A 23,834-nucleotide genomic window follows, 5' to 3' on the forward strand; every position below is an offset into this window, starting at 1 on the left:
ATGTAGGACACACCCGAAGGCGTGCGCGCATTGTCCTCCAGCACATAGAATTCGTCATCGCCGGTGCGGACAAGGTCGATACCAACGATGTGGGTATAGACGCGGCCCGGGGGAGTGAAGCCGATCATCGCGGGCAGGAAGGCACTGTTTTTTGCGATCAGGGCTTCGGGAACTCGGCCTGCACGGACGATTTCCTGCCGGTGATAGATATCATGCAGGAATGCGTTGATCGCGCGCACCCGCTGTTCGATGCCGCGCGACAATTTGCTCCATTGTTTGGCGCCCACGATGCGCGGCACAATGTCAAAGGGGATCAACCGCTCTTCGGCTTCATTCGCCCCATAGACGTTGAAGGTGATGCCGGTGCGCCGGAAGACGGCGTCGGCCTCTTCGGCTTTCTTGCGCAGCGCGGCAAGCTGTTGCCCGTCAAACCATGCGGCGTAATCGGAATAGGCGCCGCGGGCACTGCCATCGGGGCGCAACATTTCGTCAAAAGCCGGTGTGGGCTGCTCCATGAATCACGAAGCTGTCAAAAATTTAGGCAGCGCACAAGTGCTTTTCGCAACTGCACAATAAATGTGCAGGCATGATTTTACATGGTCATGTCGCGGGCAAGCAGCATGTCGCTGAATTTGACATCGTCGACCATGAAAATCGTGTCGCCGATCCTCGAAAATCCATGCTTCTTGTAGAAGGCCACTGCCCGGTCGTTATTTTCATAAACGGCGAGCAACAGTCGGCGTGCCTGTCTTTTGTGCGCGATATCGATCGCGTGTTGCAGCAATGCGGCCCCGTTTCCGCCACCCTGCCAAGGCCCGAGCAGATAGATTCGCTTCAGTTCCCAATCGCCTTCACGCTGGAAATCGGGATGTTCGGGCGGACACAGCAAGGCATAAGCCACCGGCGCGCCCAAAGGGGTTTCGCCGATGATGATGTCAACATCGGGGTTGGCCAGCTTGGCTGCGTAGAATTCGGGGCTGTGCAGCTCCTTCAGGAACTTGATCAGCGCGGGCCCGGGATGGTCAAAGGCAAAGGTGGCTAGGAAGGTCGCTTGCCCGAGCAGTGAGAGCGCCTCGGCATCGCCAGCTTCTGCGTATCGCCAAAGGATCGGTGTCATTCCTCGTCAGGCCCAAGGCTGGCATCGAGGTCGCGCGGGCGGACAAAGCGCTTGAGATGCGCAACAGGCTTTCCAATGTCGGCCCAATGGTCGATCGGGATTTCGAGCTGCGCGAGTGCGGCTGTCGGATATTTGATCTCTACTTCATCGCGCAAAGGCGAGCTGCCATCGTCGGGTACCAAATCGAACACCAAATCTTCGACTGCAGGGCAGTGGCCAACCACCAATATTATATCATGCGCGTCGTCGACCTCACGCAGCACATCAAGCACGGAAGCGCTCGACGCCAGATATATGCGCCGTTCCCAAGTCGGTTCCATCTTTCGGCCGTAGCCCGCCCAGACGCCGTCGAGCGTCTCGATGACTCGCACGGCGGGGCTGGCAATCACATGCTCAAATGTCACGCCGTTGGGGGCCATCCATTGGCCGATCGTGCGCGCAGCCTTCTCGCCGCGCTTGTTGAGCGGCCGGTCAAAATCGCGGGCGACCGGATCGTCCCATCCTGACTTGGCATGGCGCAGCAGGTAAAGCGTCTTCGTCAAAAGGGGATATCCTCGTCCTCAATCTCTTGCGCGCTCCCCTGCCCGAAATTTGTTGCAGGCGAAAGACCGGATTTGATGCGCCGCACTGCTTCGTCGAGGGTGACGCGGTGGATGGGCGTTCCTGCAGGAAATGCGGTCAGCAACCGTGAGGGCGTGGCGGAAGAGAGCAGCACGAAATGGCCCTTGTCATCTGCCTTGCGGATCAGGCGACCGAATGCTTGGGCAAGCCGCGCGCGGATGATGCGGTCGTCATATTCCGTGCCACCGCCCATCAGCCGCCGCGCCTTGTGGAGAATATCCGGACGTGGCCAGGGTACCTGTTCCATGATCACAAGCCGCAGCGAGTGACCGGGTACATCCATCCCGTCGCGCAGCGCGTCAGTGCCGAGCAGGGAGGCGTGTGGATCGTCGCGGAAGATATCGACCAGCGTGCCGGTATCCATCGGGTCGACATGCTGGGCGTAGAGCGGCAGCCCGTCGCGCGCCAGCCGGTCGGCAATGCGGGCATGCACGCTGCGCAGCCGCTTGATCGCGGTGAACAGCCCCAGCGCGCCGCCCTGTGATGCCGAAATCAGCGCCGAATAGGCCCCGGCGAGTGCAGGCATATCGCCGCGCGCAATGTCGGTGACCACCAGCACCTCCGCCTGGTTGGCATAGTTGAACGGGCTGGGTGCAGAGAAATGTTCGACTTTATGTTCGAGATGCGCGGCCCCGGTGCGGGCCTCTGCGGTGTCCCAGTCCCCTCCGCTCCGCAACGTGGCTGAGGTAGTGAGAATGCCGTGCGCTGGCTTCAGAACGACGCTCGATACGGGTCGTGTCGGGTCGAGCCAGTGGCGGTGGATGCCGATATCATATTCGCGGCCCTCCCCCCGATCGACCGCCAGCCAGTCGACAAAGTCTGGGTCAGCAGGGCCACCACCGCGCCCGAGCAAGGCGATCCAGCCGCGAAGGGTATCGACGCGCCAGCCCAGGCTCGCCATCGCGCCTTCGATGCGCGCGCGGGCGGCGTTATCGAGCCAGTCGGGTGCATCCTCTACAATCGCCTCCAGCCGCTGCCCCAGCACCATCAGAGGTTTGACTAGTGCTTCGAGCGCCTTCATCAAATCGGCAATCGCCTCAATGAGATGCGCATCCAGATTGGCATATTCGGTTTCGAGGCCATAGCCACTTTCGGCCTGCCCTTCGTCGCGGGCATAGACCGTGGTACGCACAGCGGCGAGCAGGCGTTCAGCGGGCCCTGATGGAACGCCCTCGTTGACGCGGCCCAGCCAGCCATCGCCGGGCAGCGCCTCTGCCGCCTCGCGCGCCGCTTCGATGGCAAGGCCGCCTTCTTCGTCATAGCTTGCGACATCGGCAAGCCGTGCCGAAAGCCCGCGCCGACGACCGCGCGCCTTGCCTTCGGGGCCGATGATCCAGCGGCGGATCTCGATCATCTCTGCGCCGGTCAAGGCAGCGGCAAAGGTCGAATCGGCAGCGTCGAACAGATGATGGCCTTCGTCGAAGATGATCCGCGTCGGCCGGTTCGCCTCTTCGCGCCCGCGCGCTGCGTTGACCATCATCAGCGCATGGTTGGCAATCACGATGTCGGCCTGCACCGAAGATCGGGCTGCACGTTCGATGAAGCATTTGCGGTAATGCGGGCAACCAGCATAGATGCACTCGCCGCGCCGGTCGGTCAGCGCTGTCGAACCGTTGCGGCGGAACAAGGTCGGCAGCCAACCGGGCAGATCGCCCCCAATCATGTCACCGTCAGCGGTATAGGCAGCCCAGCGTGCCACCAGATGCGCAAGGATCGCAGCCCGCCCTGCAAAACCGCCCTGCAGCGCATCTTCAAGGTTCAACAGGCAGAGATAATTTTCACGCCCTTTGCGGACGACGACCTTTTCTTTGAACTGCTGCGCGTCGGGATAAACCCTCCGTGCCTCGCTAACCAGCTGCCGCTGCAAGGCCTTGGTATAGGTTGATATCCAGACCGCACCATCGGCCTCTTGTGCCCATAGCGATGCGGGCGCGAGATAGCCCAGTGTCTTGCCGATGCCCGTGCCTGCTTCGGCGAGCAGCATATTGGGTTCACCTTTGCGCGCCCGCGGATCGAAAATATGCGCCGCGCTGGCGGCAAAGGCGCGCTGCCCTTCGCGGATTTCGGCACCGCTGCCGGTCAATCGGGTGAGTTGGGTTTCGACCGCTTCTCTATCGAGCACCACCGATCGCGGCGGCGTGCGCTGCGGCGCTTCCTCCCATTCGGGCAGTTTTGAAAACAGCCACCGTTCCTTCTGCTCCGGCTTGGGCAACAGGTCCGCGACCGCCCGCGCCCACGGCCAGCGAAGCCGCGTCAAAGCCTGCGCCGCATCCCAGGCCCCTTCGCGTTCGGGCCAGCTGGGGGTTGTGAGCGTTGACAGCAGTTTTTGTGTTGCAGACAGCAACAGGCGAGCGACTGCATCATCGCCGGAAGGTTCATCCAGCCCCAGAAATTCTGATAACCCTTTTGCTGTCGGCACCACAAAGCGCGCCGGATGCACAAAGGCCAACAGTTCGAGCAAATCCAGCCCGGACAATTCGGCATAGCCCAAGCGCTGAGCCACCAGCGGGGCGTTCAGCAATATAATGGGCGTTTCGGCCGCCCGCGCTACCGCTTCGGCCTTTCCTATCCTTCGCGTTTCGCCGTCGGGGGACGCCATCCAGATGCCAGCATGGCTTGCATGAAGCGCAGGAAAGGCTAGGGGAGGGGCCATAAACGCCATACATGGCAAGTTTGGAACGTAAAGGAAACAGGAATGAGCGTCGACCCGGCCCTTCGCACGGCAGCCTTGGCGAGCAAGGCATGGCCCTATGAAGAAGCGCGCCGCGTGCTCAAACGCTTTCCGCAGGGCAAGCCCGGCGGCGCCCCCGTGCTGTTCGAAACCGGCTATGGCCCGTCGGGCCTGCCGCATATCGGCACCTTCAACGAAGTGCTGCGTACAACGATGGTGCGCCGCGCATTGGAGGAAATGGCCGACATGCCGACCCGGCTGGTTGCCTTTTCCGATGACATGGATGGCCTCCGCAAGGTGCCAGACAATGTGCCCAACCAAGCGATGCTCACCGAACATCTGGGCAAGCCGCTGACGCGCATTCCCGACCCGTTTGAGAAATATGAGAGCTTTGCGCATCACAACAATGCGATGCTGCGCGAATTTCTCGACCGTTTCGGCTTCGAATATGAATTTGTCTCTTCGACGACGATGTATGAAGGCGGCCAGTTTGACGAGGCGCTGAAGGGTGTGTTGCGTAACTATCAGGGCATCATGGATATCATGCTGCCGACGCTGCGTGCCGAACGCGCCGCGACCTATTCGCCGGTGCTACCGGTCAGCCCCAAATCGGGTGTGGTGCTGCAGGTGCCGGTGACGGTGGTTGATGCCGAGGCAGGGTTGGTGTCGTTCGAGGATGAGAGTGAGACGATCACCCAGTCGATCCTTGGCGGGCAGGCGAAGCTGCAGTGGAAGGTCGACTGGGCGATGCGCTGGGTTGCGCTAGGCGTCGACTATGAAATGTATGGCAAGGATTTGACCGACAGCGGCATCCAGTCGGGCAAGATCGCGCAGGTACTGGGCGGCCGCAAGCCGGACGGGCTGATCTACGAAATGTTCCTCGACGAAAAGGGCGAGAAGATTTCGAAGTCGAAGGGCAACGGCCTCAGCCTTGAGGACTGGTTGTCGTACGGCACCGAGGAAAGCCTTGCCTTCTACGCCTATCGCGAACCCAAGAGCGCGAAGCAGCTTCATCTGGGCGTGATTCCGCGCGCAGTTGATGAATATTTCCAGTTCCGTGGCACCTATGCGGGGCAGGAAATCGAGAAAAAGCTCGGCAATCCCGTGCACCATATCCACAACGGCAAAGTGCCCGCGGATGTGCCGCCGGTGACGTTCGGGCTGCTGCTTAACCTTGCCGGTGTGATGGGGCCGCATGCGACTGCGCCGCAAGTGTGGGGCTATCTCGGCAATTATGTGCCCGATGCGACCGCTGCGACGCATCCGGAATTGGCGAACCTCATCAACCTTGCGCTGGCCTATAACCGCGATCATGTCGCGCCGACGCTGCAACGGCGTAAGGCAGAGGGCATAGAAGTTGAGGCGCTGAAGAGGCTCGATGCTGAACTCGCGCCGCTCCCCGCCGATGCACCTGCTGAGGATATCCAGAATATCGTCTATGAAATCGGCAAGACTGGCGGGTTTGAAAATCTGCGTGACTGGTTCAAGGCGCTGTACGAGACGCTACTGGGTTCGAGCGCTGGCCCGCGCATGGGCAGCTTCATCGCGCTTTATGGCATCGCCAATACGAGGAAGCTGATTGCAGAGGCGCTTGCATGAGCGTTATCGCCGCCCGCATCTATCGTGACGGGCGGCTGCTGACCGACATTGATCTGGCCAAGCCGATCCCGACGCTGGAGAGGAAAGAGGATTTCATCTGGATCGGGCTGCATGAGCCCGATGCCGCCACGATCAAGACGATCCAGCAGCATTTCGGGCTGCACGAACTGGCGGTCGAGGATGCGCTCGATCCGCGGCACCTGCCCAAGATGGAAAGCTATGGCGACACGCTGTTCGTTGTGGTGCGCACGGTGCATCTTGAAGGGACCGACGGCGGCACCCGCATTGCCTATGGCAACACCGCGATATTTGTCGGACGCCAGTTCATCATCACCGTGCGCCACGGTTCAATGCGCAGCCATGCGCCAATCCGCCAGCAGCTAGAGGCGACGCCCTGGTTGCTGAAGCACGGGCCGGACTATGTGTTGCACGCGATCCTCGACTTCATCGTCGACGGCTATTTTGATGTGATCGATATTCTTGAGGAGCAGGTTCTGGCGATGGAGGATCAGGCGCTCGAATCTTTCCTCAACCGTGCGCAGACAGCGCGGCTTTTTACGTTGCGACGTGACCTTTTCCGGCTGCAGCGGATATTGGGGCCGATGGAAGATCTCGCCAACCGCTTCGTCAATATCGATCTGCCGCAGCTCGATAATGATATCGACCCCTATTTCCGCGATCTTGCCGATCATGTCCGCCGCGTGAATTATCGCGTGGCGGGGCTGCGCGATACGCTCACCAGCGTCATCGAAACCAGCGGTTTGCTTGAACAGCAAAGGCAAGGCGTGATTACGCGGCAATTGGCGGCATGGGCCGCGATCCTTGCCGTACCGACCGCGATCGCGGGAATTTACGGGATGAATTTCGATTTCATGCCCGAATTGCGCTGGAAATATGGCTATGCCGCCGTGCTTGGCCTGATGTTCGTGATTTGCGGGACGCTCTATTACCGCTTTAAGCGGTCGGGCTGGCTGTAACTCGCCGCAAGACCGACCGGTAATTCGGCTCGATCGTCATCTTTTCATGATAGCCGCCTTTGCCGAGCAAGGAGTGTGCGTGGGGCAGGCTGTAACAGGGTACGCCCATGAACAGGTGATGTTCGCTGTGAAAGTTCACCCAATAGGGCGCGACGGTCGCGCGCTCGAGAAGGCCCGCATATGTGGTGCGCGCATGGGTGAAGGGATCGTCGCTGCCGGTGGTGGTGCAGGCATGTTCGGCGATGTTGCGGATGCGCAGGAATAGCTGAAATGTCGTCGCCAGAGCCGCGAGCCACAGCAGGAAGGGCAACCAGCCCCAAAAGGTCAGCGAAACCGCAAGCAGGATGAACTGCACAAGCAGGAAACGGCCCACGGTGCGTGCCGTCGTCTTTGCGCCTTCGATATTCGCGACCGGCGCATCGATACCGCTGCGGCTCTGTAGGTTGAACGCGCGGCCTGCGCTGGTATCGCGCTTGCCATCATTCGCGTCGCTTTCGCCTTGCAGCATCGCCTTAACTCCGCGCAGTGCAGCGGCGAACTGATGGCTGCGCTGTTTGAAGAAAGTCTGCCCGGTCAGGTCGCGCACAACCTTCCGCCACAGACTGGCGCGCGTGGTGGGGAAGGGTTTTGAAAGCGACAGGTCAGGGTCTTCGGGCTGCTGGGTGAATTTATGATGGGTCAGGTGATAGGCGCGATAGGCGTGGAGGTCGCTGCCGGTTGCCGCGCCGCTTGGCCATTGGCCCAGCCAGTTGTTCACCTGTCGGTTCGGATGCAGCAGACCGTGCGCGCCATCGTGCATCAATATTGAAAGCCCCAATTGCCGCCCACCCAATATGGCAAGCGCAATGGGCGTTGCCACCAAGCCAGCCAACCAGCTCTGCTCCCACGCCCAGGCAGCACCGAAGGCGGCCAATACAACCACCAGCCATGCGTGAACGATCTGGAAAATGCCAAGCCAAGGGGAAACGCGCGTTATCGCACTCCAGTCTTCCGGGGCAAAGATCGTACGGGGATTGGCGGCTTTCACTGCGGGCATGGGTGCAACATACACCTAACTCCACCGGCCGCCAAATCCGCTACGTCAGCAAACACCTGTCAGGTGGCAGCGGTCGTTACAACTTCCGAATCGCTCTGCGCGGAGTCTGCTTTTGGCGGCTGCAGCTTCGCCTTGATCGTGGTGAGCAGTTCTATCGCATCATTCTCTTCACTGCGTTTGTGCGGATCGTTCGCCAGCGGCAGGAGGATACGATACGCTGTATCCCATTTCTGTTCATTCATCAGTTGCTGCACAACCTGCCAGCGGACATTTTGGTCATAAGGCGCCAGCTGCAATGCCCGCTCCAGACCATGGGCCGCCAGCTCCGTGATCGGTTTGGCGGAAGCTTGAAGGTTGCGATAATAATAGATTAGCGGAATCGGATGGTCGGCCTCAATCTTGTTTAGAGCCGACACAGCGCGCTGAGCTTTTTTCCAAACAACCCCGGCTTCGTCTTCGTCCACGGCCAATTGGTGCAGCGCATAGATTTTCTGGACATGTGCATTGACGAGCGACGGGTTCGCGACAAGGGCTTTGTCTGCCGCCTCAACAGCAGCGGCGTGATTGCCGGCATCAAATTCTGCTTCGGCAAGTGCGGTAAGAACTGCAGGATCGTTGGGATATTGTGCGGCAACTGCCTGCGCCTTGGCCAGTACAGGCTTGGCGGTTTCCTCGTTCACGCCACGTTTGGACTGCAAAATGACGGGCATGATCGCGGCCTCGGCGGCGCCCAGCTTCCTCGACGTGATCGGGCCGACCGAAATCTTGTCTCCAGCGATGCGAAAATAAGCCCAGCTGGACTGGCGGAGATAGGTATCCAGTTCCCTTTCGAGAACTTTCAGGACGCCGAATGCCTGTCGTGCGGCATCAAGTTCGGTACTGCCTTTGGCAAGTGCGACCAAATATTTGACCAATTGTCCCGGGCGTTTGTTCGAAATCAGCAGATAATGATATAGTGCCCAACTGCGGCCGTAGAACTCGTCATATGCCTTGGTTTTTGTCTTGTTGTAGGTTTCGGCATCGAGCAGCGCTTCAATCGGAACATCGCGCGCGACGGCAAGTTCATATCCGCGATGGTTGGCGGGCAGGCCTACAGATACGCCGCCGTCGCGTTCGAAGCGTGCAGTTGAATAGAATTCGGCAAACCCTTCGGAAAGCCATCGCGGCGATCCCCATTCGTTGTTCGAATGCATCACATGATGGGCATATTCGTGAAACAGGACGCGCTCGCTGTCATCCAGTTCTCGTCCGCCGCTGTCGACTCGCGAAATGAAGGCAACCGATCCGCCGGCGCGTGGTTGGTAGAAGCCCTGCAGGTAACCCGACGTATCGCCCGCCAGCTTGCGTACGTCCGAACCGCTCCTGACGACGAAAATGGTGACACGATTGGACGGGCTCGGCTTGACATTGGGTTGCTTCATGACTTCCATCAAGGCAGAATGATAAAGCTCGAGCCGATGAGTGAACTCGCGAACATCGCGTTCGCTTTGATCGGCGATGACCAGAAAATGGTCGCTGCTCGCCTCATGCCATTCGGCCAGCAATGGTGCCGGAAGCAAAAATACAAATAATGAGGCAATACGACTGAACATGAGCTCCCCCTGCAAATGAATCGCCACCCTTGGTTACTTGTGACGAAACACTTTTAAGGAAACAACAGAAATTCAGGTCCTTGTTGACGGACTACCGCTTTTTTCGAGTTATTTGGTTGAAGTCCAGCCAACGCGCGGGTCGTCCATGTCCACCGCCTCACCCAGCTCCCAGACATTTTTGTATCCATAGCCGTAGAGGTTGATGAAAGTCTGGATGTTGAGTGCGAGTGGCAAAGCCTTCGTCACCACCGGACGGCGGTTGTTGGTAAAGTTGTTGTTGCAGTAAATCAGGATCTCGCGGTCGGGATTTGTGCCAATGATCTCCGCCAGACTTTCGGCGGTGAAGTCTGGGAGCGGGAGGTTGATTGCGCCTGCAATATGCCCCTCTTTGAAGGCTTGCGCAGACCGTGTATCGAGAACCAGAACATCAGGTCGGGCAGCCCGCGCCTTGAATTGGGCGAGCGAGACCAGACGCTCCGATCGCACGGGTTGCACTTCGGAGGTTAGCGCGCGAAATCCGGCATAATCAATCAGAGGGCTGCCAGCATCCTGTGCAGCCAATGGTGTAGTCAGCAGAAATAGGGCTAGTGCTAAAATGCGCATGGGCAGCCTCCTCCAATCGGGGAAAGCTGCCCATATGGCGTTTAACGGGTGCTGAACACGTTACTTCTGCGAGGCGATCCAGCCGTCGATCTTCTTTTCGAGCACCGCTAGCGGCAGCGCGCCGGTGTTGAGCACCTGGTTATGGAATTCGCGTACGTCGAATTTTGCACCCAGTTCCTTTTGCGCCTTGGCCTTAAGTTTCTGGATGGTCAGCGCGCCGATCTTGTACGCTAGTGCCTGGCTGGGGATGGCGATATATCGTTCGACCTCTGCGGTGGCATCGGTGCGGCCCATGTCGCTATTCGCCAGCATATATTCGATAGCCTGATCACGGGTCCAACCCTTGCTGTGCAAGCCGGTATCGACGACGAGGCGCATCGCGCGCAGCATCTCGTCTGACAGTGTACCGAAGCGCTGATAGGGATCTTTGAACAGACCCATGTCATAGCCCAGCGTTTCCGCATAAAGTGCCCAGCCCTCGACATAGGCTGTGTTGCCGCCAAAGCGCATGAAGGCAGGCAGTTTGGCATTTTCCTGGGCAAGGCTAATCTGGAAATGGTGCCCCGGTGCGCCTTCATGCAGGTAAAGCGTGGTCATGCCCGACGTGGTGCGGCTCGGCAGGTCATAGGCGTTGAAATAGAAAGTGCCAGGGCGTGAGCCATCAGGCGTACCCTGTTGATAGCTCCCGCCTGCCTCATATTTCTCGCGAAACTCTTCATAGGGCTTGATCTCGAGCGGCGCCTTGGGGAGGTGGTTGAACTGGCTGCCGATCACCGCATCGACCTGTTTGCCGATATCGTAATAGCCTTGGGTCAGCGCCTCGCGGCTTTCCTTTTTGAACTTCGGATCGGTGCGCAGATGCTCGAAGAAGTCCTGCAGGCTTCCCTTGAACCCGACCTCATTCTTGATGTCTTCCATCCCCTTTTTGATCCGGTCGACTTCGGAAAGGCCCAGTTGGTGGATGTCGGCGGCCTTGAGGGGCAGGGTGGTCGTCTGTTCGACCATATATTGGTACAGCTTGTCGCCGCCCTTCATGTGCATCAGGCCAACGCCTTCACGTGCCAGCGGTAGATATTCATCGCGCAGGAAATCGCGCAGACGCTGGTTGGCGGGATAAAGGCCTTTTTCGACTATATCGCGATATTCGGCGGTCAGCCGTGCCTTGTCCGCCTCGCTGAAATCCGCCGGGAATTTCTTGACCGGGCCGTAATAGGGCGAATCTTCGGTCTTCTGCGCCAATTGGGTGTTCAGCTGATCAATGACGTTGGTAATAGTCAGCTTCGTTTCGAAAACGCCTGATTTCATGCCCTGGCGGAAACGCTCGATCGAAGCGTCCATCAACGGGATGAACTGCCTGTGGCGTTTCAGATTGTTTTCGTAATCGGCGACAGTCTTGAATGGTGCAGCACCCTGTCCGCTGGCGAAGGTGGGATAAAATGTGTGGAATCCAGAGAAGTGATTGACCGGCCGAACTACCGTCAGGTCCATGATTTCTTTGGACAAACCCTTAAGCGTATCGAGCTGGTTCTGCTTGAAAACGTCAAAGGCAATCTGGCCAGTCTCATCGAGCTTTGACCGGTCGATGCCATCGAGTTTGGCAAGATTTGCCTCGGCGGCCTTGCGCTCACCTTCAAAATAGGCGTCGCTGATATAGTCGCCAAACTGGTCAGCATAACGCATGTCGCCGCGGAACAGGGCAAAGAGCGGATTGCGCTTCAGATTGGCTTCATCGTCTTCGGCGAACAGCGAAAACAGCTTTTGGTTTTCACTCTGCTCGACGGCGGGTGCCGCTGCAGGCGCCGTATCGGTAGCCGATGCAAGTGAAGGTGCGAGTGCAAGCGACGACGCCGCGAGCAGTTGGACAAGGCGTTTATTCATCGAAAAATCTCCAGCATTTTATGATAGCTGCGAAGCGGTATCGGCATCGCTACGCAATCCGGTTTCGACAGACGGACGATATCAGGGCGCGAACGCGCACCGGAATTTCAAGCCTTCAATGTGTTCAATTCCAGCCAGTTGTTCTGCCGGTACCATTTGGTGATGATATGTTTGACGCCCTTTTTTACCGGGGTTCCGGTGTGAAGCGATTTGTAATTCATCGTTCCATCCGGTTTCATGTTATTCCACATGAGCATCGTCCCTGCCTGCGGGCGTATGCCAATACCAATATGCGGGAATTCGGTCGCACCGCCTTCTTCGACATCGTTCAGGAAGATCATCGCGGTCCAGCTCCGCTGTCCGCCGCGTGGGCCTTCATGATCCCAATAGCTCTGGCCGGGATGGAAGAAGTCGTGATGCGCCTTGAATTCCTGCCCGACCTGATAGCGCTGGCCCTGCATCGTTTCGGCCCAGTTGTTGTCGATGCCCAACGTATCACTCATCCTTGCCTCAACGCGGGTAATGTCAGGATCCCAACGATTGAGGTGACAACTGTAACTTGTCCGGAATCCCGCTTGTTCTGTACCCTTATACAAGGTCGAGGGAACGGCATCGGCGTCGATTTTGGAGATCAGCATCTGGCAGTCCCGCTTGCCCAGAAAGCCTTGATACACATAGACCTGCAGATCCGGCACTTCGATGCGCTGGACCAGCGGGTTGTTCTCCAGCTTGCGGGTCACAAATGCGCCGATCTTGGCGAGCTTGGCCGGATCGTTATTCGGATCGAACTTGGTCGGTTCTTCAAGGTCAGCGGACACGCTTGCGCTCCATGCGGGGATGAGTCGCCTGCCTCATAACATGCAAAGCAATTGGATTTCGAGGGGTTGTAAAGCTAGCGCGGCGCAAACGAAAAGAGCCCGGGGAGGAAGGCACCCCGGGCTCTTCAACTTCTGGAGGGATCAGGATTACCAGAAGAAGTCGTGAATTACGTCAACGACATAGCCGCTGCGGACATCGATCAGCAGCACGTCGTCATAATAGCGCACCCATCGATAGGGGCCGTGCGCGGGTGGCAGGCGGTAATACCAAGGGTCGGCTATCCAGTAGCGGTTCGAATAAAAGGGCGAACCCAGATAGATACCGATGCTGAACCGGCGGTAATGGTCGTTGCGATGGGGCGCGTAGTATCGGCCCGGGCGGTAATAGCTGCGATAGCGTTCGCGGTGACCGCGCCAGTCATAGCGGCGGTCATTGCGCCAGCCACGATCCCAGCGATCATTGTCGCGCCGGTCATAGCGTCGATTGTCGCTCCAACGATGGTCGTCATTGCGACGGCTGTCCCAACGACGATCATCGTCGCGGCGGTCATCGCGGCGACTGTCATCATCGCGGCGCCGGTCCCAGCGACCATTGGTGCGGTTGTTATCGTCCCGACCGCTCCAGCGGCGATTATCATCATCGCCCCGATTCCAGTTGCGGCCATCATTGTCACGGCGGGTATTGTCTTCTCCACGGCGACGTTCCTCACCCCGGTTCCATTGTTGGCCCTGTTGCTGGTTTTGCGATTGGTTCCAGTTACCACGCCGTTCTTCACGACGCTCGTCGCGCTCGCCATCCTGTGCGGAACGCTGGCGGCGACCTGCGCTGTCGTCGCGGTTGATTCGGCCTTGACCGCGCACCCATTCGCCCTTGCGCTTCTCACCACGCTCAAAATTGGATGTGTCGCCCGTTGCAGACATTGCGACGCCAGCTTGTGCCAATTGGGCCGCGTGAGCGGTAGGTGAAAGAGCGAGTGTTGACACAACACCGATTAACAGAATTTTCTTCATCGTTGGTCCCCGATGCGGGATTGGCACTGTGCCGCTCCGTTAAAGCCCTTATCCCCGATTCTGGCTGTCGCGAGGCTGAATGGGGCTGTAATGTTCAGGAAAGGTGAGATTTAGCTGAACGGCTGAATTTCAACCAATTGCATCGAATGCAATGTCGAGGATCGGGAACGCTTCCCAGCCAGCGAAATCAAAATGCCACCATTCATTGGATATGCCGCGAAAGCCCTGCGCCTCCATCCAACGCTGGAGTCGTGTGCGATTCGCAATGGCTTCTGGCGATGAATCCATGAAATCGCGATGCGCGCGCTTGGTGAATTCGTCATAACCGCTAGGCATTTCAACCAGCTGGCCGGTATCGATCCGGTGCAGTGACAGATCGACCGCACAGCCGCGATTGTGCTTTGAACCCTGTTTGGGGTTGGCGACATAGTTGCGCAGCGGCCCTGCCGGGGTGGCATCCCATAGCTTCTTGGTTATCTGCCAAGGCCGGTAGGCGTCAAAGACCGTGAGGCCATAGCCTTCCGCTTGCGCCGCCTGATGCGCCTGCACCAGTGCTTCGGCTGCGGGTCGGACAAGGAAGGCGCGTGGCTGATCATAGAGCTGGCGGCCGGTGAAGTTATTGGCCGTGGCGTAGCGGATATCGAGTCGGATGCCGGGATCCAGCTTAACCAGTTCTACCAGATCGTCGTTCCCTGTTTTGGGCAGGGCTGTTACCGGTGGAGCAATCTTTTCACTTCGGTCGCACGCAATAAGTGGCGCTACCGCCACACCGAGAACGAAATTCCGCCGGTTCAGTTGTCCTGCTTGGCCAACCATTCTTCGAGCCACTTGATCGTGTAATCACCATTGATCACATCCGGCTCGCGCAGCAGGGCCTGATGCAGCGGGATATTGGTCTTGATATCGGTGATGACCATTTCCTCAAGCGCGCGGCGCATGCGCATCATGCAGCTTTCGCGCGTGCGACCGTAAACGATCAGCTTGGCGATCATGCTGTCATAATAGGGTGGGACACTATAGCCCGAATACATGCCGCTATCGACGCGCACATGCATGCCGCCAGCCGCGTGATAATGGCCGATCTTTCCGGGGGATGGCACGAAGGTGCGCGCATCTTCGGCATTGATCCGGCATTCCATCGAATGGCCGCGAAATTCGAGCATGTCCTGCGTCACCGAAAGGCCGCGGCCTTCGGCCACGCGGATCTGTTCGCGCACAAGGTCAAAACCGGTGATCATTTCGGTCACCGGATGTTCGACCTGAATGCGCGTATTCATTTCGATGAAATAGAATTCGCCATTTTCCCAGAGGAACTCAATCGTTCCAGCACCGCGATAGCCCATGCCAGCCATTGCCTTTGCGACGATGCCACCCATGCGCGCGCGTTCGTCGGCCGAAATAACCGGGGACGGCGCTTCCTCGAGCACCTTCTGGTGGCGGCGTTGCAGCGAGCAGTCGCGTTCACCCAGATGGATGGCGTTGCCCTCTCCATCTCCAAAAACCTGGAACTCGATGTGGCGCGGGTTGCCGAGATATTTTTCGATATAAACGGTCGCGTCGCCAAAGGCGGCTTTGGCTTCGCTGCCAGCCTGCTGGATCAGCGTTTCCAGTTCGTCGGGGCTGTTGCAGACCTTCATGCCGCGCCCGCCGCCGCCGGATGCAGCCTTGATGATGACCGGATAGCCGACTTCTTCGGCAATCTTCTTGGCTTCATTAATTTCCGAAACTGCGCCGTCGGAGCCTGGAACCAGGGGCAGGCCAAGATCTCCGGCAGTCTTCTTCGCCATAACCTTGTCGCCCATCGTCCGGATATGCTCCGGCTTGGGGCCGATGAAAGCTATTCCATGGCTTTCGACGATTTCGGCGAACTGCGCGTTTTCCGAAAGAAAGCCATAACCGGGGTGGATCGCATCGGCATGGCTGATTTCGGCGGCCGAAATGATCGCCGGGATATTTAGATAGCTGTCCTTCGCTGCGGGCGGGCCGATGCAGATTGCCTCGTCGGCAAGGCGCACATGCATAGCGTCGGCATCCGCAGTCGAGTGCACCGCTACGGTCTTGATGCCCATTTCATGCGCCGCGCGGTGGATGCGCAACGCGATTTCGCCGCGATTGGCGATCAGGATTTTTTCGATGCCCATGGTCTGCGCTTACTCGATGACCATCAAAGGCTGGTCGAACTCGACCGGCTGGCCGCTTTCGACGAAGACCGACTTCACGGTGCCGCCATTGGGCGCGGTGATCGGGTTCATGACCTTCATTGCTTCAACGATCAGCAGCGTATCGCCAGCAGAAACCTTGTCGCCAACGCTGACAAAGGGTGCTGCGCCGGGTTCGGGTGTCAGATAGGCGGTGCCGACCATCGGCGATTTGACGGCGTTGGCCGGAGCGGCGGCTGGGGCAGCATCGGCTGTCGGAACCGGCGCGGCGACCGCTACGGGCGCTGCGGCCATTGCTACGGGCGCTGCCGCTACGGCCTGAATGTTGCGGCACACCTTGATTTTGCGATCGCCATCTTCAACCTCGATTTCGCTGAGGCCCGTATCGTTGAGCAACTCGGCCAGTTCGCGCACCAATTTGGTATCGACCTGCATCCCGCCGGTTTTGCCGTTCATGTAAATTCTCCGTTTGACCCTGTTGGGGCCGCTTTAATCAGAGACGCGCCGCCGCGTCCAGCGCGAGTTCATAGCTTTTTGCGCCATGCCCTGCAAAACAACTATGCGCGGCCATGCCAACATAGCTGATATGGCGGAATGGTTCGCGCTTCATGGGGTCAGAAAGATGGACCTCGATCACCGGCACCTTGATGGATTTTATCGCGTCGTGAAGGGCGATCGACGTATGGGTATAGGCGCCCGCGTTGAGCAGGACCGCTTTCGCACCCTCGGCCTGTGCCTCGTGCAGCCAGTCGACCAGATGTCCTTCATGGTTGGATTGACGGAAATCGATTTCCAGCCCCAGTTCCTGCGCCTGGTCATCAAGCCGCCCGGCTATATCGTCCAGCGTGTCGGTCCCGTAAATTTCCGGTTCGCGCATACCGAGCAGGTTGAGATTGGGGCCATTGAGGACATAGATCAGCTTTGTGTCAGCCAAGGCGTTTTTCCGTCGAGAGTATTGCCTAAAGTCGTTGCCGGACCCTATATGTGGCTGACAGCAAAAAGCGAGCTAAAATGTCCGACTCCGCCACCCTTTCGATGATATCGATAACCATCAATGGTGAACCGCACCGCGTATCGGCGGGGCTTTCGGTTGCGGGTCTGGTCGCTGAACTTGGCCTCAATCCGAAAAAGGTCGCGGTCGAACGTAATTTGGAGATTGTTCCGCGCTCGACGCATGGCGATGTGATGATCGTGGAAGGCGACCAGTTGGAGATTGTCCACTTTGTCGGCGGCGGCTAAGGGCCTGCCCATGAGCACCAATGACAGCTGGACCGTTGCCGGTCGCACCTTCACCTCGCGCCTGATTGTCGGAACCGGCAAGTATAAGGATTTCGAGCAGAATGCCGCCGCACTGGTGGCTTCGGGAGCGGAAATTATCACCGTTGCGGTGCGTCGGGTGAATGTGTCGGACCCGAAAGCTCCGATGCTGACCGACTATATCGATCCCAAGAAATACACCTATCTACCCAACACCGCCGGTTGCTTTACCGCTGAGGACGCGATCCGCACCCTGCGGCTGGCCCGCGAGGCCGGCGGCTGGGATTTGGTGAAGCTGGAAGTGTTGGGGGAAGCAAAGACGCTTTATCCCGACATGCGCGAAACGCTGCGCGCGACCGAGATATTGGCCAAGGAAGGCTTCCTGCCGATGGTCTATTGCGTCGACGATCCCATTGCGGCGAAACAGTTGGAAGATGCAGGCGCAGTCGCTGTGATGCCGTTGGGCGCACCGATAGGGTCGGGGCTGGGTATCCAGAACCGCGTCACGATTCGCCTGATTGTCGAGGGAGCGAAAGTTCCTGTGCTGGTCGACGCAGGCGTCGGAACCGCTTCGGACGCGGCCGTCGGTATGGAATTGGGCTGCGATGGAATCCTGATGAACACCGCCATTGCCGAGGCCAAAGACCCGATCCGCATGGCGCGCGCGATGAAGCTGGCCGTCGAGGCGGGGCGTGAGGCCTATCTGGCCGGTCGCATGGGGCGTCGCATGTATGCGGACCCGTCGAGTCCATTAGCCGGGCTCATTTGAAGCAGATATAAATTACAGATGTAGTCGCTAGTCGAAGGCCAATTGCGCAAATGTGCAGTTGGTCGGGTGAAGCTGCGTGTTCGTCGTGTCATTTGTCGACTTGTAAATCCGTCCATCACGTCTGTCGAAGCGTTGATGAAACGCTTTTCCGGATGCCCCATATCGATTGGGCAGACCGATGAAATGTTGCTCCCCAGCGCTTTAACTCGTCGGTCTGCACTCTCTCCCGAAGGGCCCAGATCAGAGAGGCCCATTTTAGAATAGGAGCCTTGATATGGCGAAAACCCGATTTGTTTCACTTGTTGCCGCCGCTGCACTTGCCAGCATAGCCGCAACCCCCACCATTGCCGCCGAACGCCAGATTCGCGTCGAGCATGGCGACCTAGATCTTTCGACTTCAGCAGGTCAGGCCAAGCTCAAATCGCGTATCACTCGCGCAGCGCGAAAAGTCTGCGCCTTCCCTTCGGTCAAAACGGCTCATGAACGCTTCGACTTTGATCGTTGCGAGGCGCGCGCAAAGACGAGTGCAATGCGTCAGGCCCGTGAAAAAATTGCCCGTAACGGCGTGCAGGTGAAAGTCGCGCTCGACTGAACAGCATGTCGACCTCGTCGGCGTTGAGGAGGTTATTTTCCAGCCAGCTTCTTCACGTCGGCGAGGTATTTTCTGCCAATCCGCATCGATTCTCCATCCTGGAAAATCGCATGCCATACGCCACCGCCTTCGTGGCGCAATCCGGAAATGAGATCGCGGCGAACGATGTGGCTGCGATGGATCCGCTGGAATTTTGTCGGATCCAGACGCTGCTCCAGCGTCGATATGGTCTGGTGGAGCAAATAGCTGCGCCCGCCTGTGTGCAACCGCATATAATCGCGCTCCGCTTCAATCCGCTCAATGTCCAATGCCGCAACGCGGATCAGTTCTGAACGATGTGATACCCAGAACTCGCTTGCATATTCGCTTGCAGACTCTTGCTGAGACGCGCCATCCTCAACGACGCTGCCGTTATCCGTGCCGTCCAATTGCTGTTGCGCGCGGGCAATCGCGCGGCCCAACCGGTCAGCCGAAACCGGTTTGAGCATATAATCGACGACATCCAGGTCGAAGGCTTCAACGGCAAAATTGTCATAAGCCGTAACAAAGATGATTGCGGGCTTCTTCTCCATCAACGCGATTGCGCGAGCAACGCTGATGCCATCCATTTTGGGCATGCCGATATCGAGCAGCATAAGATCTGGCGTCAGTGTTTGCGCGAGACGGAGCGCTGCTGCCCCATCACCGGCGGTACCCACCAGGTTTATGGCCGGTTCGGAAGCACATAATATTTGTAGTCGCTCTACCGCCAACGGTTCGTCATCGACAATAATCGTGCGCAGCCCTGTCATGCGGGATCCTCTGGAGAGATGGGAATGGTGATACTGGCGCAGAAGCCGCCATCAGGTCGGCGTCCATTGGTCAATTTTGCGCTATCGCCATAGCGGGCTTCCAGTCGGTCGCGGACATTGGCCAGGCCTATGCCATTGCCATGATCCTTAGCCGGCGAATCCTCACCATCATCGTCGACTGCGATCGTCATCCAACCATCGCTGCCCTCTGCCGAGATGCTGACGGTGACCGGCCTTGTGCTGCGCGATACGCCATATTTGATGGCATTCTCAACCAGAGGCTGCAGAATGAGCGCCGGTACCTTTTCGTTGAGCAGCGATGGCACAATTTCGATCCGGGTGCGCAGGCGCTCCGGAAAGCGCACTGCTTCGATACCCAGATATTGCTTTTGCAGCTCAACCTCTTCCGCCAGTGTCACCTCCTCAAGCGGATCGCTTGAAAGGCTGGTGCGGTAGAAAGTGGAGAGATTCTGGATCATCTCTTCGGCTCGGTCTTTGTCGCCTTTGATCACTAGGCTGGAAAGCGAGTTGAGTGTGTTGAACAGGAAATGCGGATTGACCTGATAGCGCAGCGAACGCAACTCGGCATCCTGTGCCGCCTGGGCATAGCGTGATGCCGTCCGTTCCGCCTCGCGCACTTCGCGGGCATAGCCCAAGGCAAGGTAGAGTGATGCCCAGGCAATCAGGAAGAAATAACGGCTGATCGCGATTTCCGCCACCTCCTGCCATGCGGTCAAACCCAGCTCGGCCTGGATATCCATGAACTTTCGGCCCAGTTCCTGATCTGAAAAGACGCTGACCGGATCATAGACATTGAAGACATAATAATTGGCCCATGCTATTGCGAAAGCGCATGGCGCAGCAGCGATAAAGGCTGTGGCTACGCGCACGCCCAACGGGCGCCGTTCGAAATGCCGCAGGATGAGATAAAGCAACCAGGTAAGCGCCATGCCTACAACTGTCACAGCAATGCGCCGTGTTGCCATTTCGCCCTGTTCGGGGAATTCAAGGACAGCAGCGCGCAGTGACACAATGAGGGCATGGAACACCCAAAAGCCGACGATGGTCAAAAATGCCATCTGGTGACCCATCAGCGGGCGCTTGTTTGGAACGGAAACGGTCATACCCCCTCATATGTCCTTTATGGCTTGTTGCCTCCCCCATAGCGCGCCGCTTGTCGAATTTACATCCGGATTGATCGAAGCAGCACAGAAGGCGGGATGATCAAAAGCGTTAACGCCCCGGTAACCATATTTATGCGATGAATCAGATGGGCAAAATGAAATGGGGGCCTGACGATGACTAACGCTAACGCTTCGGCACCGGGATTGCTGACTTTCGCTGAGATCAAGGAATTTGCGAGTTTCAGCGCAGCGAGCCAGCGCTATATTCGTCGTTCGCTAGATGTGGCCTTTGATCGTAAAGACGCGATCGAGCTTTGGTCGCGCGATATCGTCGAAGCTGCAAGTATCCAGGCCCAATATCGTTTTTATGATCGGCTACCGGATATTCGGGCGATGATTCCGGACAGCAGTTCGATCGAGGATGCAGAGCCTTTTATGGCGGCGCTGACGACCGTATCGGCGTTTGACCTTGGTCAGGGACGCATCGACGGATTTGCAGCCTTTCGCTTTTTGTATGAACGGCTGGTCGGCGCAGAGGCGCGTCCATGGTTTCCGGCGGCATTCTGCGCCGCGGCTTCAATGCCGCATCTCCAGCCGGAACGGCGCAAATTGTTGCTGCAATCGATCAGCGAAGCCGTTGCAACCGCGCCGGGCTGGTCAAAGCGCGCACCGCGCTTTTTTCCCGAATGGGTTGAAAAGGTTGATGCAACAGTTGCCCGTTAGGCGCTATTTCCGGCGATAGCGGAAATACCAGATTTTAGGCCCAATGGCAACTAATCTCATTGACTCCTTTGTATTTTCAGGCGGTTCGATCGGGTCAAAATACCCCTCAGCAATCACCGGGTAATCACCATTTCATCTTGTGCTTGGGAAATAGCTTTGCCTTGACCGAATCGATTATGCGTTCTCCAGCAACTATTCAAAGCGGGCCCATGGCACATAGTGAGCTGGACATGGGGGGTGGCTGAAGGAGTGCCCCGTTAGCCCGCTGGACTAGCTCCCGTCGGGTGCGGCGTACGTCGTGAGCGGTTTCGTCCGCACTCTGACGAAGCGGTTATGCTTGTCAGTGCAGTCTCGAAAAAGCCGACACGCCTCGGCTTTAGGCAACCATCGCAACGCAAGCCGTCGCAACCACCATAGCGCCCTCGGTGCGTCAGACCTTGGCGACAAAGGTTCAATCGGAGCGCTACGGGGCAATGCAAGATATTCACCATCGATCAGGGGCGAAGTTAGATGAAAATCCTCCTTCGTAACCGTTACAAATATTTGCGGAAATTTACTGGCCGTGCCATTTCGAGCTGCTATTTCCGTCTTGCTACAAAGGAAGTGCTCGCAAGCTGGACACAGCTCCACTGCCCCACTTTAGAGCATGTAGATAGCCTTTGGGTCGCAGGCCGACGGCGAGAACGCCGTCGGCCACTTGACATCTTCCATCGTCGTTCTCACCCAATAACAGATATTCAGTAAATATTTGTAACCATATGGGTGACGTTGCGCCGCGTTCATGACAGTCGACATATTCGATCATCAATTAATTTGATGGAAGGAGAGTTTTTGTCATGCATAAAGCAATTTCACCATATGCGCTCGCTTTGTCACTGCTGTTGTCCGCACAGGCGTCGGCCCAAGTCACCGTTCCCAAGGTTGCCGTCCCGAATGTGGACGGTGCCAATGTTGCGCAAGATGTCGGTAAGGCAGCGGGCGTGTTTTCATGTCCCGCTGAAGGCTCGAAGCAGAAAATTGGAGCCGCAGTCGGCGGTGTCGTTGGGGGCATCGCTGGTAATAGGGTTATCAAGGGCAAGCGCGTGCTCGGTACGATTGTCGGAGGAGCTGCCGGCGCGGCTTTGGGTAGCTGGATCGGGTGTAAATTGCAGATCGGCGACCAGCGCAAAGCCCAAAAGGCGCTTGAGCAAGCTGCCGCCAACGGACAGTCCCAGCAATGGAACAATTCTGAAACCGGTGCTTATGGGTCGGCGACCGTTGTCGCCGGTTCGACATTGAACGGCTTGCGGTTCCCGCCCAATGTGATGCCCTATTCCCAATATGACGGCCGATCGGGCATTTTTGTGTCTAATGGCCGTGTGAACCTCCGGTCTCTTCCGACCACATCCTCCGATATTGTCGGAACATTGCATGCTGGCGAACAAGTTGAAGTTGTAGCGGGAACCTTGAATGCGCCTTGGTTGCTTGTTGCGCAAAATGGCGTGGCCCGCGGTTATGTTTCGGCACCACTGCTCGTCCAGAACGCGGCTACGCTTCAGCCTGGCTGCCGTGTGATCAGACAGGAAATCGTGCTGGCCAATGGCGAAAAATCCACCCAGGATTTCAAGGCTTGCCCTGACAATGTTAGCGGGTGGCAACTCGCGCAAATTTGAGTCGTTGGGATTGGCAGCGTTGTTGCGCCGCCAAGACCGTTACTAATTGTTACACTATGTAGGCGAAAGCTTAACTACGCTTTCGTACATTGCTGGCATGGACACGTCCAATCCTTATCGACGGCCAACAAGACCGGCTTTGTCTGCTCGTGCGCAATCGTCATTGATTGCCAAATGCGGCGTAATGGTCCTGCCATTGGCGACAGCGGTCATCGGCTTTATGCTGGTCGATGGTTTTGCTGCTCAGGTGGGCAAAGCCAATTTGCTGTTGGGTGCAATCGTGATTTTTGCGATCCTCTTTCCGATCGTTATGATGCTCCTCAATACCATCGCCAAAATGGAAAATATCCTGGATATGGTGAAGGAAACCATCAAGCACGATAGCCTCACGCGATTGCTGAACCGATCATACTTCATGGATTATGTGCGCGAGAGCAAGGACGATGGCTACATCCTGCTGGTCGATGTGGATAACTTCAAAAGCGTCAACGACACATTTGGCCATGCCGGTGGCGATGCAGCGCTGATCCAGATTGCCCAGAACATCGAATGGGGCGCTGGGAGCGAAGCTGTCGTGGCCAGACTTGGCGGCGAAGAGTTTGGCGTTTTTTTGCCAACTACAGATGCGCACAAAGCAGCTGAAATAGCGGAATCGATCTTGGAAAGCGTTCGCAGTACGCCTGCCAGATATGCCGAACATGACATCAATCTTACCGTCAGTATCGGCGGTGCCCCCCGCCAAGCGGGCGGAGGTCTTCGGGCGGGGGTGTCGCCCCCCCGCGAGGGGCTTTTAAATTCCGAGGGGGGCGGGGAAAAAAAGGCCAATTTTTACCGGGGGGGGGTT

24 protein-coding genes are annotated in these 23,834 nt (G+C 57.7%); 8 read left to right on the forward strand and 16 right to left on the reverse strand.

Annotation, left to right across the window (positions count from 1 at the left end):
• From Q0239_RS09925 to Q0239_RS09940, 4 genes are all read right to left on the reverse strand, one after another.
• Nucleotides 1-515: circularly permuted type 2 ATP-grasp protein (locus Q0239_RS09925; RefSeq protein WP_298602030.1), on the reverse strand; the 515-nt coding region annotated here is incomplete at its 3' end.
• A 77-nt stretch (nt 516-592) separates the two neighbouring features.
• The gene (locus tag Q0239_RS09930) at nt 593-1,117 is read right to left on the reverse strand and encodes a GNAT family N-acetyltransferase (RefSeq protein ID WP_298602033.1); all 525 of its coding nucleotides are present in this window, start codon (nt 1,115-1,117) and stop codon (nt 593-595) included.
• A complete protein-coding gene (locus Q0239_RS09935; RefSeq protein ID WP_298602036.1) occupies nt 1,114-1,659 on the reverse strand; it encodes a histidine phosphatase family protein in 546 nt (181 codons plus the stop codon). The genes Q0239_RS09930 and Q0239_RS09935 overlap by 4 nt, the downstream gene beginning before the upstream one ends.
• Complete coding sequence (locus Q0239_RS09940; protein WP_298602039.1) at nt 1,656-4,391, reverse strand: ATP-dependent DNA helicase; 2,736 nt, start codon at nt 4,389-4,391, stop codon at nt 1,656-1,658. Before Q0239_RS09940 ends, Q0239_RS09935 begins: the two co-directional genes overlap by 4 nt.
• 42 nt (nt 4,392-4,433) lie before the next feature.
• Here Q0239_RS09940 and Q0239_RS09945 point away from each other — a divergent pair, with 42 nt between their 5' ends.
• Together Q0239_RS09945 and Q0239_RS09950 are read left to right on the forward strand one after the other, a co-directional pair.
• Entirely contained in the window at nt 4,434-6,008 is a 1,575-nt protein-coding gene (locus Q0239_RS09945; protein ID WP_298602042.1) for a lysine--tRNA ligase, read from the forward strand.
• On the forward strand, nt 6,005-6,985 hold the full coding sequence (locus Q0239_RS09950; RefSeq protein WP_298602045.1) for a magnesium and cobalt transport protein CorA: 981 nt from the start codon (nt 6,005-6,007) through the stop codon (nt 6,983-6,985). The genes Q0239_RS09945 and Q0239_RS09950 overlap by 4 nt, the downstream gene beginning before the upstream one ends.
• Here Q0239_RS09950 and Q0239_RS09955 read toward each other — a convergent pair.
• From Q0239_RS09955 to aroQ, 10 genes are all read right to left on the reverse strand, one after another.
• Nucleotides 6,963-8,021, reverse strand: a complete 1,059-nt coding sequence (locus Q0239_RS09955; RefSeq protein ID WP_298602048.1) for a fatty acid desaturase family protein — start codon at nt 8,019-8,021, stop codon at nt 6,963-6,965. The genes Q0239_RS09950 and Q0239_RS09955 overlap by 23 nt on opposite strands.
• Before the next feature lie 59 nt (nt 8,022-8,080).
• The gene (locus tag Q0239_RS09960) at nt 8,081-9,613 is read right to left on the reverse strand and encodes a DUF1570 domain-containing protein (RefSeq protein ID WP_298602051.1); all 1,533 of its coding nucleotides are present in this window, start codon (nt 9,611-9,613) and stop codon (nt 8,081-8,083) included.
• Nucleotides 9,614-9,721: 108 nt separating this feature from the next.
• Nucleotides 9,722-10,216 (reverse strand): rhodanese-like domain-containing protein, encoded by a 495-nt coding sequence (locus Q0239_RS09965; protein WP_298602054.1) that lies wholly within the window; start codon nt 10,214-10,216, stop codon nt 9,722-9,724.
• 60 nt (nt 10,217-10,276) lie between these two features.
• Complete coding sequence (locus tag Q0239_RS09970; RefSeq protein WP_298602057.1) at nt 10,277-12,094, reverse strand: DUF885 family protein; 1,818 nt, start codon at nt 12,092-12,094, stop codon at nt 10,277-10,279.
• Between the two features lie 107 nt (nt 12,095-12,201).
• Nucleotides 12,202-12,912, reverse strand: coding sequence for a 2OG-Fe(II) oxygenase (locus tag Q0239_RS09975; RefSeq protein WP_298602059.1), 711 nt, complete (start codon nt 12,910-12,912; stop codon nt 12,202-12,204).
• A gap of 147 nt (nt 12,913-13,059) precedes the next feature.
• A complete protein-coding gene (locus tag Q0239_RS09980; protein WP_298602062.1) occupies nt 13,060-13,923 on the reverse strand; it encodes an RcnB family protein in 864 nt (287 codons plus the stop codon).
• A 129-nt stretch (nt 13,924-14,052) separates the two neighbouring features.
• Entirely contained in the window at nt 14,053-14,739 is a 687-nt protein-coding gene (locus Q0239_RS09985) for a M15 family metallopeptidase (RefSeq protein ID WP_298602064.1), read from the reverse strand.
• Entirely contained in the window at nt 14,715-16,064 is a 1,350-nt protein-coding gene (gene accC / locus Q0239_RS09990) for an acetyl-CoA carboxylase biotin carboxylase subunit (protein WP_298602067.1), read from the reverse strand. The genes Q0239_RS09985 and accC overlap by 25 nt, the downstream gene beginning before the upstream one ends.
• A gap of 9 nt (nt 16,065-16,073) precedes the next feature.
• Nucleotides 16,074-16,538, reverse strand: a complete 465-nt coding sequence (gene accB, locus Q0239_RS09995; protein WP_298602070.1) for an acetyl-CoA carboxylase biotin carboxyl carrier protein — start codon at nt 16,536-16,538, stop codon at nt 16,074-16,076.
• A 37-nt stretch (nt 16,539-16,575) separates the two neighbouring features.
• Nucleotides 16,576-17,016 (reverse strand): type II 3-dehydroquinate dehydratase, encoded by a 441-nt coding sequence (aroQ, locus tag Q0239_RS10000; RefSeq protein ID WP_298602073.1) that lies wholly within the window; start codon nt 17,014-17,016, stop codon nt 16,576-16,578.
• 77 nt (nt 17,017-17,093) lie between these two features.
• Between aroQ and thiS the strand changes: the two genes are divergently transcribed.
• The 3 genes from thiS (at nt 17,094) to Q0239_RS10015 (ending at nt 18,700) form a co-directional block, all read left to right on the forward strand.
• Entirely contained in the window at nt 17,094-17,321 is a 228-nt protein-coding gene (gene thiS, locus Q0239_RS10005) for a sulfur carrier protein ThiS (RefSeq protein WP_298602076.1), read from the forward strand.
• Between the two features lie 10 nt (nt 17,322-17,331).
• Nucleotides 17,332-18,108 (forward strand): bifunctional sulfur carrier protein/thiazole synthase protein, encoded by a 777-nt coding sequence (locus Q0239_RS10010; RefSeq protein WP_298602078.1) that lies wholly within the window; start codon nt 17,332-17,334, stop codon nt 18,106-18,108.
• Between the two features lie 274 nt (nt 18,109-18,382).
• On the forward strand, nt 18,383-18,700 hold the full coding sequence (locus Q0239_RS10015) for a UrcA family protein (protein ID WP_298602081.1): 318 nt from the start codon (nt 18,383-18,385) through the stop codon (nt 18,698-18,700).
• A gap of 32 nt (nt 18,701-18,732) precedes the next feature.
• On the opposite strand, the gene Q0239_RS10020 is transcribed toward Q0239_RS10015, so the two are convergent.
• Nucleotides 18,733-19,491, reverse strand: coding sequence for a LytTR family DNA-binding domain-containing protein (locus Q0239_RS10020; RefSeq protein WP_298602083.1), 759 nt, complete (start codon nt 19,489-19,491; stop codon nt 18,733-18,735).
• Complete coding sequence (locus Q0239_RS10025) at nt 19,488-20,615, reverse strand: sensor histidine kinase (protein ID WP_298602086.1); 1,128 nt, start codon at nt 20,613-20,615, stop codon at nt 19,488-19,490. Before Q0239_RS10025 ends, Q0239_RS10020 begins: the two co-directional genes overlap by 4 nt.
• 174 nt (nt 20,616-20,789) lie before the next feature.
• Here Q0239_RS10025 and Q0239_RS10030 point away from each other — a divergent pair, with 174 nt between their 5' ends.
• The 3 genes from Q0239_RS10030 to Q0239_RS10040 form a co-directional block, all read left to right on the forward strand.
• A complete protein-coding gene (locus tag Q0239_RS10030; RefSeq protein ID WP_298602089.1) occupies nt 20,790-21,338 on the forward strand; it encodes a hypothetical protein in 549 nt (182 codons plus the stop codon).
• Between the two features lie 836 nt (nt 21,339-22,174).
• Nucleotides 22,175-22,990 carry an SH3 domain-containing protein gene (locus Q0239_RS10035; RefSeq protein ID WP_298602093.1) on the forward strand — a complete coding sequence of 272 codons (816 nt, stop codon included), beginning with the start codon at nt 22,175-22,177 and terminating at the stop codon, nt 22,988-22,990.
• A gap of 280 nt (nt 22,991-23,270) precedes the next feature.
• The coding region (locus Q0239_RS10040; protein ID WP_298602096.1) for a GGDEF domain-containing protein at nt 23,271-23,834 on the forward strand (564 nt) is incomplete at its 3' end.

Origin of the sequence: uncultured Sphingorhabdus sp., from assembly GCF_937872355.1 — a bacterium.
In the GTDB taxonomy this organism is placed as follows: Bacteria; Pseudomonadota; Alphaproteobacteria; order Sphingomonadales; family Sphingomonadaceae; genus Sphingorhabdus_B.